8 protein-coding genes are annotated in these 10707 nt (G+C 59.5%); 3 read left to right on the plus strand and 5 right to left on the minus strand.

All coding sequences use genetic code 11. The annotated features are described in order from the left end of the window. Positions 1-16 precede the first annotated feature (16 nt). Genes LQ220_RS21400 through LQ220_RS21415 form a run of 4 tightly spaced genes read right to left on the minus strand, consistent with a single transcriptional unit; the run spans position 17 to position 5787 of the window. On the minus strand, positions 17-1138 hold the full coding sequence (locus tag LQ220_RS21400) for an LLM class flavin-dependent oxidoreductase (protein ID WP_230190135.1): 1122 nt from the start codon (positions 1136-1138) through the stop codon (positions 17-19). A gap of 43 nt (positions 1139-1181) precedes the next feature. Next, complete coding sequence (locus LQ220_RS21405; protein ID WP_230190136.1) at positions 1182-2066, minus strand: MBL fold metallo-hydrolase; 885 nt, start codon at positions 2064-2066, stop codon at positions 1182-1184. 4 nt (positions 2067-2070) lie between these two features. Next, positions 2071-3441 (minus strand): LLM class flavin-dependent oxidoreductase, encoded by a 1371-nt coding sequence (locus tag LQ220_RS21410; protein ID WP_230190137.1) that lies wholly within the window; start codon positions 3439-3441, stop codon positions 2071-2073. Positions 3442-3492: 51 nt separating this feature from the next. Continuing rightward, positions 3493-5787, minus strand: coding sequence for a TonB-dependent receptor (locus tag LQ220_RS21415; RefSeq protein ID WP_230190138.1), 2295 nt, complete (start codon positions 5785-5787; stop codon positions 3493-3495). A 427-nt stretch (positions 5788-6214) separates the two neighbouring features. Here LQ220_RS21415 and hisD point away from each other — a divergent pair, with 427 nt between their 5' ends. The 3 genes from hisD to LQ220_RS21430 all read left to right on the plus strand — a co-directional run bounded on the left by hisD (position 6215) and on the right by LQ220_RS21430 (position 10583). After that, on the plus strand, positions 6215-7555 hold the full coding sequence (gene hisD, locus LQ220_RS21420) for a histidinol dehydrogenase (RefSeq protein ID WP_230190139.1): 1341 nt from the start codon (positions 6215-6217) through the stop codon (positions 7553-7555). Further along, positions 7548-8318 (plus strand): SDR family oxidoreductase, encoded by a 771-nt coding sequence (locus LQ220_RS21425; RefSeq protein WP_230190140.1) that lies wholly within the window; start codon positions 7548-7550, stop codon positions 8316-8318. Before hisD ends, LQ220_RS21425 begins: the two co-directional genes overlap by 8 nt. 594 nt (positions 8319-8912) lie before the next feature. Beyond that, positions 8913-10583, plus strand: a complete 1671-nt coding sequence (locus LQ220_RS21430) for a conjugal transfer protein TraG (RefSeq protein ID WP_230190141.1) — start codon at positions 8913-8915, stop codon at positions 10581-10583. Between the two features lie 31 nt (positions 10584-10614). Here LQ220_RS21430 and LQ220_RS21435 read toward each other — a convergent pair. Then, the coding region (locus LQ220_RS21435) for an integrase catalytic subunit (protein WP_230190142.1) at positions 10615-10707 on the minus strand (93 nt) is incomplete at its 5' end.

Here is a 10707-nt window from a genome sequence, read left to right on the forward strand (position 1 = left end):
CGGCGATCTCGCGCGATCACGACGCGACAAATGGTCGGCGCAAGTTCGCTTTTTCTAAGAGTGGCAGTACATCACGATTGAACCGTCTGGCGCCTTCGACAAAGTCGATCCAGGTCAGGAGCACGCCATCCAGCCCAGCGTCCGAGAGCATGGTCAGGCGATCAACAATGCGCTCTGGCGTTCCCACCAACGGGAATCCGCCATACCCGGCTGCATAATGGGTTCGCACCGCTTCCCACGCCTCCCGAGGCATGTCCTTCACCTCTGGCACCGAGAGCGCGATCAGCGAGTCGATGCTCTCACGGTCCTGATGCTGGACCGCATAGTAATCCAGGAAGTCATCCGCCTCCTTTTGCGTGTCCCGCTGAATGACATAGCTATGCGCCCACACCTGGACCTCGCGGCCGAACTCTTCGCGCGCCTCGCGTTTATATTTTTCCACCTCTTTGCGGATGCTAGCCGGCTCTTCCGACCGAATGCCGATGAAGCACAGATCAGCATGCTCGCATGCAAACTTCCGGCCACGGTCGGAATGTCCAGCGTTCATGATCGGCGGATGTGGTCGCTGCAATGGCTTGGGATTGGAGAAGCCAGCGAGAATATCGAAAAACGCGCCATGATGGTCGAACTCATCATTTGAGTTCCACAAGCGTTTCAGCACACCGAGCCATTCTGCGAGATAGTCGTAGCGCTGATCATGCTCTCGCAAGGCGGCGCCGAACATCTCCAGTTCGGGCCGATTCCAACCGCCCACAACGTTCAACGCAAGACGGCCATTGGAAATGATGTCGATCGTCGCGGTCTGCTTGGCCGCGACGATAGGATGGATCGTCGGCGCGTGCGAAGTGACGAAGACGCCTACGTGATCGGTAGCCTGCGCTATCGCCGCAGCCCAGGTGAAGGGATCAAGAACCTCGCCAGACACATGGCCGGGCTTTTCCTTCACATAGCCTTTCCAACGCGCGAAGGGCACGATCGCCTCATATCCTGCGCGGTCCACTGCCCGAGCGACTTCGAGCGCAAGGGGCCAAGTCAATTGGTTGGCTTCGGGCGCCAGGGAATGCGTCGTGCCGCGACCGTTCGTGCAGAATGTGCCCAGCTTGAGCTTGTTGTCGTTGAATATCGGGTTCCAGCTCATCCTGCTGTCCTTCTCTGTCGTCTAGCATTGTCCCCGAGATCCATCAGCTTTCTTCGACTCTCCAGGCATCACCGTCGGATCGGACGTGAACGGCTGAGGATCCGGCGAAATGCGCGACGAGCAGCAGCACATTCTGACTGGCTGCATGGGTCAGCATGTCCCGCCGCGTGGCGATTGCGACGGCCTCGTCCTGACAGAAGTTGCTGCACATATCGGGCAATGCCGCTTGCACCGGATGATGGATCACATCGCCGGTGATCATCGCTTGATGTCCTCGGGAGGATAGGATGATCGAGCAATGGCCGGGTGTATGCCCGGGCGTGGCTTTGAGAATCACGCCCTCGGCAATCTCATGGCCAGGCTCCACCAGGTCCGCGAGTCCAGCCTCAAGGATCGGCTTGACCGAGTCGGTGAAGATCGCCGCCGCATCGCCATCGGTGTCGTCCTGCGCGAAGGCGACTTCGCTTCGCGCAAACAGATAGTGGGCATTGGGGAAGGTCGGCACCCACACGCCATCGACCAGCATCGTGTTCCAGCCGCAATGATCCACATGGAGATGCGTGCAGAGGACGAAATCGATGCTTTCTCGCGGGAAGCCGGCACGGCCAAGCCGATCGAGAAACGGCGTGTCGAGCATGTCAAGCAGAGGGTGGCCGCGCGGCTTGTGGTTGCCGATGCAGGGATCGACCATGATCCGCTTGCCCCCGGCTTCGATGATGAACGCCTGAAAATGCAGGATGATGTCGCCATCGGCCGTCGCGAAGGACGGGCACAGCCAATCGCGCCGATCCAGGATTTCGTGGCGCGTCGCCTGGATGAAGATGGCCGGATCGAAGGCGGTCGGCGGCAATTCGAGCACCCGCGTGACACGAATATCGCCCACGGACCATTGTCTAAAGGTCTCCAGATCGGCCGGAAGCTGCTGCATGGATTTAGCCCTCCGCCCGGCGGAAGCTTGTGCCGTGATGATCGGCCGGCAAGCGTGCCGACCCTTGCGGAAACAGTTTCTCGCGCATGGTGCCTGGCGCATAGACAGTCTTGTAGCGGCCCCGATCCTGCAACTGGGGAACGACCAGATCGATGAAGGACTGTAAGCCGCCCGGTTCGACGGTCCGGACAAGATTGAACCCGTCGAGGCCCGTCTCGTCGATCCATTCGATCATGGCGTCGCAAACTTGTGTAGGCGACCCGATAATAAACGGCTCGCGCCCTGGCAAGTCCGCGAAAGCGGCGATATCGCGGACACGCACCTTCTCGCCGCCATTATATTTGGTCATCGCTTCTATGGCCGTTTGCATCGCATCGCTCTCCACATATTCTATCGGGTCGTCAGGATCATAGCGTGAGAGATCAATGCCAAGGAAGGAGGACATCATCGCAAGATTGCCCTCTTCGCTGCTGTAGCGCGCATAGTCCGTCTTCCGATCGCGCGCTTCCGCCTCGGTTGGAGCCACGATCACCGTCGTGGCATTGAATATCTTGACACTGTCGGCGGATCGCCCCGCCTGCTCGGCCGCCTTGCGATAGCCATCGACGATCCTCTTGGCGCTGCGCTTATCGTTAGCAGCAGTGAAAGCTGCCTCCGCGTGCCGTCCCGCGAACGCGGAACCCCGCCCCGATGATCCAGCCGAATAGATGAACGGCGTCCGCTGCGGTGAGGGTTCGCAAAGATGATAGCCGTCGCAACGATAATGTCCGTCATGCGCGATCTTCCGAACGCCTTCCGGATCGGTGAAAACACGCGACGTCTTGTCGCGCAATGCGGCATCGTCCGCCCAGCTTCCTTCCCAGAGCTTGTAGACCAGCTCCATAAAGTCGTCGGCAATGTCGTAGCGCCGGTCATGCGACACCGGTTCCACACCCATCGCTCGTGCCGTCGATGCGAGGATACCGGTCACCACGTTCCAGCTGATCCGGCCCTTGGTCAGATGATCCAGGGTCGAAAGGCGCCGCGCGAGCAGATAGGGCGGCTCATACGAGGTGTTGGCGGTGACGCCGAAGCACAGATGCCGGGTAACCGCAGCCATTGCCGGGATGAGCATCATGGGATCGTTCGAAGGGAACATGCCGCCCGAACGCATGACCGCGTCCGGCCTTCCGGCGTAGACGTCGTTCACGCCCAGCGTGTCAGCCAGAAAGATACCGTCGATCAGGCCCGCTTCAGCGGTGCGCGCCAGTTCGATCCAGTACTCAAGATCGGCGTAGCGCTCGCCTTGCGCGTCAGGATGCGCCCAAAGCCCCGTCCACGCCTGCGCTGGAGATGCCATGTAAAAAGCGTTGATGAGTATCTCTTTGTCCATCATTCACTCGCTTCGGCAAGCGGGCGCCGGAGATAACCGGAGCCCGCGCGCGTATCAAAACTTTACCGACAGCGATCCGCCATATGTGCGTGGCGCCGCAGCGCCGGACTGGAAACCGGCCGTCCCGCCCGGACCGACCGATTCCTGCGTGATCGAATAATATTTCACGCCGCCGAGATTTTTGCCCCATAGCCCCACTGTCAGCCAGCCGGCGGATTCAGGCGTGAAGCTGAGCGACGCATTGACCAGTGTGACAGCTTTCTCGAAGACGAAATTGTCCGGGTTCCACGCGAACCGACCCGTATGAGCTACACCGACATCCGCAACCCAGTTACCGATCCTCGTGTCGACCTTATAATTGACACCCGCGTTAAACGTCCAACGGGCCACATTCGGCAGCCTGTTGCCTGCTGCGCCGTCTGCGGGCACTGGGCAGGGCCCACCGCCCAGCGCCGTCGATGGCCCGGCGATGGTAGTGCCATTCAGGCAATAAAATGGCGCGTTGATATAGCTTCGATATTTGCCATCGAGATAGGTCGCGCCGCCGCGCAGCGTGAGTCCTTGCGCCACCAAAGCGTCGATCCCGATTTCCGCGCCCTTGATCCGCGCCTGTTGCGCGTTCGTCAGGATGATCCCTGGTATCAATCCCTGTACGTCGACTGCTAGCACCTGAGGATTTTTGATATCGTTCCAGAACAGCGCGCCATTAAGGCGCACGCGCCGATCAAACAGCTCCGTCTTCAAACCGAATTCATAGGAGTCGATCACTTCGGGAAGCGCCGGTGGGCTATCTAGCGGGAAGGTCTTGTACGCACCCGATTTGTAGCCCCGACTGATCGAGACATAGCCCATGACATCATCGGTGAAGTGATGATCCAGCGTCCCCTTCCATGTCAGTTTCTTAAACTGTTCGTTGTCGCGATAGGTCGGGGACGATCCGTTGAGGTCATCAATATTGTATCGTAGGCCAAGGGTGAGGTTGGTGGCATCGCCGATCGGCGCCGTGGCTTGGCCGAACACCGAGTAGCTGTTGATGATCTGTTTGGAACGGATCTCCACCGTACCCGTACCGAACGCGTCGCCGTAAAGGCTGATCGGATTATATTTCACCACGCTGCGAAGATAATAAGCGCCCAAAATCCAGTCGATGTTGCTGCCACTTTTCGACTTGAGCTGGAATTCCTGGGTAAGCTGGGATTCCCGGCTATTCAGGTCGCCATTGAGGAGATTTTGCGGGGTAATATCGGCGTCCAGACGAATCTGCTCGTCGGTGATCCGAAATCCCGTGATAGAAACCAGATCGGCAAAACCCAAGCTCTGATCGATCCGGATGGATCCACCGCCACCCTCTGCGCGAGCAAACTGTTCAAGGTTGTTGCGCGTATTGTAGAAATTGCCGCCCGGCACATCTGCCAGCGACGGCAAGCGGACGGGGGGAGCCGGATATCCCGGCAACGCAAGTCCAGGCGACTGGGCGTAGGTTCCGCTGTGCCGATCGTTGACCATGCCGATATCGCCCTTGGAATAGGCGTAGAATCCAACGATTTTGACTTTGGTCGTGTCGCTAGGTTCCCATACAAGCTTCGATCGCGCAGAAAACAGCTTCTCTTTGAAGATGTCCCGGCCCGTCGTGATGCTCTTGCCCCAGCCGTCCCGCTGGTCCGTGCCGGCCACGGAAATATTCCATCCCAAGGTGTCGGTGATCGGGGTCGAGACATAAAGCTGGCCGGTCCATCGATCATAATTGCCGTAGCTGATCGTCGCGTTCATCTCCTGCTTGCCGCCCGGATCCTTGGTGAACATCTGGATGGCGCCGCCGGATGCGTTGCGACCGAACAGCGTACCCTGGGGGCCTTTGAGCACCTCGACACGATCGATGCTGTTGATCGCAAGATAAGCAGTGCTCAAACGTGCGTAATATAGATCGTCAATATATACAGGGACGCTGGATTCATTACCCAGATTGCCGCCCGCCGGATTGCCGATGCCGCGCAAGAATGGAAGGTAAACGCCGACGACCTGCGGGACGTTCAGCGACGGATCGACGAATGCCAGCTCCTTTATGGTGCTCACGCCGCTCGCTTGCAGCGTTGAGCCGCTGAAGGCGGTGACGGCAACGGGAACATCCTGTAATTTCTGTTCGCGGCGTTGGGCCGTGACGACGATCTCCTGAAGCTGACCATCCTCGTGCGCTGCTGGCACCTGAACCGTGCCGGGAGCATCGGCAATCGAGACCTGCGCCAGTACCGAAACCGGCGTCAGGCCCGTACAGACGAGTAGGGCGCAGGAGAGCCCACGAAAAGACGTTACCCTGAAATGTTGCCGCCCTAAGTTGCCGAGATGTTTCATCTATCCCCTCCTTTTTTCCATCATTAAGCTAGATCGTCAGCGGCTTTTGGTGCGCTAGTTCATGCCGTTCCTTGCCCAGCCCACCATGCCGGGCTGGCCGCTAATGACAGCGCAAAGGATTAATATTGGCGCGGTCGCAGTACTAGTCAGATAAATTTTATGCATCACATAGGTAATAACCTATGGTTTCGGGCTGCGCCGCCGAGCCTCTGAAGGGCAGACACATAGGAAATTACCTATGCAACGCATAATGCTAATCGCCATAGTCCGAAAGGTCGGGTCAGACTATCTGCTGGGTCGAGGCCGATATCAGGCTCAAACAGGGTTCGCTGCAGCCTGCTTTCGCTGAAATAGAGGGCGGGATGCAAATGACCGGCGAACCAACGGTAGCAAGCACCAGGTCTGGTGATTTTAGCGCGGGGAACGGATGATGGCACGATATCTAAAGCGCGGCGTGACCGCAGAGGTGAAGGCGCAGAGCAACCGTCAGGTACATGACACGGTAGAGGGCATTCTGGCCGACATCGAGACGCGCGGCGATGATGCGGTGCGCGAATTGTCGATCCGGTTCGATAAATGGGATCGCGAAAGCTACCGGCTTACTGGCGCGGAGATTCAGGCTTGCATCGACACCCTCTCGCCGCAGGACGTCAAGGATATCGAGTTCGCGCAAACCCAAGTGCGCAACTTTGCCCAGATCCAGCGCGACAGCATGAGAGACGTGGAGGTCGAGACGCTGCCCGGTGTTATTCTCGGCCATAAGAATTTGCCGCTCAGCGCCGCCGGTTGCTATGTTCCGGGCGGAAAATATCCCCTCCTCGCTTCCGCGCACATGTCGGTGATCACCGCCAAGGTCGCTGGCGTGCCCCGCGTCGTGACATGCGCGCCCCCTTTTGGCGGCGAACCTGCGCCCGCCATCGTCGCGGCGCAGGCGATGGCGGGCGCGGACGAGATTTATTGCCTGGGAGGTATACAGGCCGTGGCTGCGATGGGCCTCGGCACGCAATCGATCGCCCCGGTCGATATCCTAGTTGGTCCTGGCAATGCTTTCGTCGCCGAGGCCAAGCGCCAGCTGTTTGGCCGGGTGGGCATAGACCTGTTTGCGGGGCCTACCGAAACCCTGGTGATCGCTGACGAGATAGGGTGCGACGGCGAACTGGCAGCCACCGACTTGCTGGGTCAGGCGGAGCACGGTCCGGACAGTCCGGCTGTGCTGCTCACCACGTCAGAGAAGCTCGCGCTAGAGACCATGGCGGAGATCGAGCGACTGCTCCACATTTTGCCAACCGCCGACATCGCCCGCAGGGCATGGGAGATGTTCGGCGAGGTGATCGTCGCGGAAGACGATAACGAGATGGTACGCATCGCGGACGAAATCGCGTCGGAACATGTGCAGGTGATGACCGCCAACCCCGACTATTTCTTGGAAAATCTCACCAATTACGGCGCGCTCTTTCTGGGCAGCCGGACCAACGTATCGTTCGGTGACAAGGTCATCGGGACCAACCACACGCTGCCCACCAAGAAGGCGGCGCGCTACACGGGGGGACTGTGGGTCGGCAAGTTCATCAAGACATGCACCTATCAGAAAATCCTTACAGACGAGGCGTCGGCCCTCATCGGCGAATATTGCAGTCGCCTGTGCGCGCTCGAAGGCTTTGTCGGCCATGGTGAGCAGGCCAACATCCGTGTCCGCCGCTTCGGTCAGCGGGATGTGCCCTATGGCGGCATTGCCGTGCCCTCCGCGCGGACGGTCGTCGATGCCTGAGACGCTTCCCCGAACCCCGAGCTTCCGGCTAGACGGCCAGCGTGCGCTAGTGACCGGAGCGGGGCGCGGCATTGGCTTGGCTGCCGCGGCCGCGCTTGCCGAAGCCGGCGCACATGTCACCCTAGCAGCGCGCTCGTCTGTCGAGATCGAAAACGCCGCGCAGGCAATTCGCGAAGGCGGCGGATGGGCCGAGGCCGCAACCCTCGATGTTGCTGATCTCGATGCGGTGGCTCGCTTCTTTGCAGAACGCTCGGCATTTGATATCCTCGTTAACAATGCCGGCACCAACCGGCCCAAACCCATGCAGGATGTGACAGAGGCCGATTACGACGCGGTGCTTGATCTGAATGTGAAAAGTGCCTTCTTCGTCGCGCAGGCATGCGTGCGCAGCATGATCGCCGAGGGAGTCAAAGGTAGCCTGATCCACATGGGATCGCAGATGGGCCATGTCGGGGGGCCCAGCCGCTCCCTCTACTGCGCCTCGAAATGGGCCTTGGAAGGCATGAATAAAGCCTTTGCGCTCGATCTAGCTTCCTATAGCATCCGGTCGAATACGATTGCGCCTACTTTCATAGAGACGGCCTTAACGCAGCCTTTCTTCGCGGATGCCGCTTTCAGGGATAGCGTCCTCGCCAAAATCAAGCTCGGCCGCATCGGTCAGGTCGAGGACCTAATGGGCGCCATACTTTTCTTATCTTCAAGTGCCGCTAGCCTTATTACCGGGACGTCAATTATCATCGACGGTGGATGGACCGCTGGTTGAAAGATGCAGTTACTTCATGGATGACAGGTTGCGGAAAATATTGACGTTCCACGGCGCACCTGCGTTTGGTAGGTTTGTCCCACGACTTCGCGTTCGCTTCCGGTAGCAGTCGACCATCTCAGTCACTCAGCCGCCGTTTCGCGCTCCCTAACTGCAGACCGACCGCTTTCCCGCGGCTATCGACCATTGGCGGACCTTTTAGCGATGACGATAGACTTCCCAATAGCAAACATGCTTTGTGGAAGCTGGTAAGTGGTCTCGAACCTTCAAGTCAGCATTGCGCTCGTCCTGTTCGTTGTGGACCGGCGCACATTTCAAGTGTTGCGGACTGACAAGATCAAGGCCTTCGACACAGATGGGCCGGTTCTATTGATGGCGAAGCAAGATAATGTCTTGGCCATTTCCCACATAGGGCGCCGTCGCCGGGCGATCATCCCGGATGGCAAAGCTAAGCCATTCATGCGCGCCTTGGAACGACCGTCCCTACAAAGGCTCCTGCGGTCACCAGCCGGGCTCTACTTCGAATCCCGGTGATTTGCGAACTTAGCGCCAAGCCTGCGGACACTCATGTCGGCAGGCGGGCGGAGGTATCGCATGACCCCAACCAAATTACTAATCGGCCAAATTCTTGTTGTCTTGGCGATCATAATCGCCAGCATCTGGACGGCGACCCAATGGGCAGCGGCGAGCCTCGCCTACCAGCCACAGCTTGGGCCCCCCTGGTTCGCATTCCTCGGCCAGCCGATATACCATCCGTGGCTGATTTTCCCATGGTGGTTCTCCTACGACGCCTATGCACCGGTCATTTTCGACGAAGCGGGGGCCATCGCCGCCGCGGGTAGCTTCATCGGCTGCGGCGCCGCCATCTTTGGATCATTGTGGCGCGCACGCCAGTCGAACAACCTTACGACCTATGGCTCGGCGCGTTGGGCGACACACAAGGACATCCGTGCCGCTGGCTTGCTTAGCAATCATGGTGTGGCGCTGGGCCGAACCGGTCCACACGATCTGCGCCATAACGGCCCCGAGCATGTCATGGCATTCGCACCGACCCGCTCAGGCAAAGGCGTGGGTCTTGTCGTCCCGACCTTGCTGTCCTGGACCGGCTCGACGGTCGTCCACGACATCAAGGGCGAGAACTGGCAACTGACGGCAGGCTGGCGCGCAAGCTTCTCGCACTGCCTGCTGTTCAACCCGACCGATGCCCGCTCGGCACGTTACAATCCGCTGCTGGAAGTGCGACGCGGCATCAACGAAGTGCGCGACGTACAGAATATTCCCGACATTCTGGTCGACCCAGAAGGCGCGCTCGAACGTCGCAACCACTGGGAGAAAACCAGCCATTCGCTGCTGGTCGGCGCCATCCTGCATGTCCTCTACGCCGAGGAAGAGAAGACCCTGGCCCGTGTCGCGACGTTTCTGTCCGACCCGCAACGAAGCTTTGCTGCGACTCTCCGCCGAATGATGGAAACCAATCACCTGGGGACCAACGATGCGCCGCAGGTGCACCCTGTGGTCGCCTCGGCCGCCCGCGAATTGCTCAACAAGAGCGAGAACGAACGTTCAGGTGTGCTCTCGACCGCCATGTCGTTCCTAGGGCTATATCGCGATCCCACCGTCGCCGCCGTCACCTCGGCGTCCGACTGGCGCATCGCCGATCTCGTCGAAGCGGCGCATCCCGTCTCGCTCTACCTTGTCGTACCGCCATCCGACATCAGCCGCACCAAGCCTCTGGTGCGCCTTATCCTTAACCAGATCGGCCGCCGACTGACCGAGGAACTGCATGGTTTCGGCAAGGACAGCAAAGCTGCCCCGAAGCGCCACCGCCTGCTGATGATGCTCGACGAGTTTCCGGCGCTGGGACGGCTCGATTTCTTCGAAACCAGCCTTGCTTTTCTGGCCGGCTATGGGGTGCGTGCGTTCCTGATCGCGCAGAGCCTCAACCAGATCGAAAAGGCCTATGGCGAGCACAACGCCATCCTCGACAATTGCCATGTCCGCATCGCCTTTGCCAGCAACGACGAGCGTACAGCGAAGCGGATTTCAGATGCGCTGGGCACCGCCACCGAACAGCGGGCGATGCGCAACTATGCCGGACACAGGCTCGCCCCCTGGCTCGCGCATGTCATGGTCAGCCGACAGGAGACCGCGCGCGCGCTGCTGACGCCTGGGGAAGTAATGCAACTTGCGCCCACCGACGAACTGGTACTGATCTCGGGCCATCCGCCGATCCGCGCAAAGAAGCTGCGCTACTATGCCGATTGATCTGCCCCCGCGGAGTGGGCCGGTTGGTTTGTTAGTGGATTATGCTCACCATCGCCATATCCGGGCGGAGGTGGAGCGAAGCGGAACCAGAGGCCGGATATGGCGGTGAAGCCGTTTCCGGTGC

This window comes from Sphingobium sp. CECT 9361 (genome assembly GCF_918741285.1).
Lineage (GTDB): Bacteria > Pseudomonadota > Alphaproteobacteria > Sphingomonadales > Sphingomonadaceae > Sphingobium.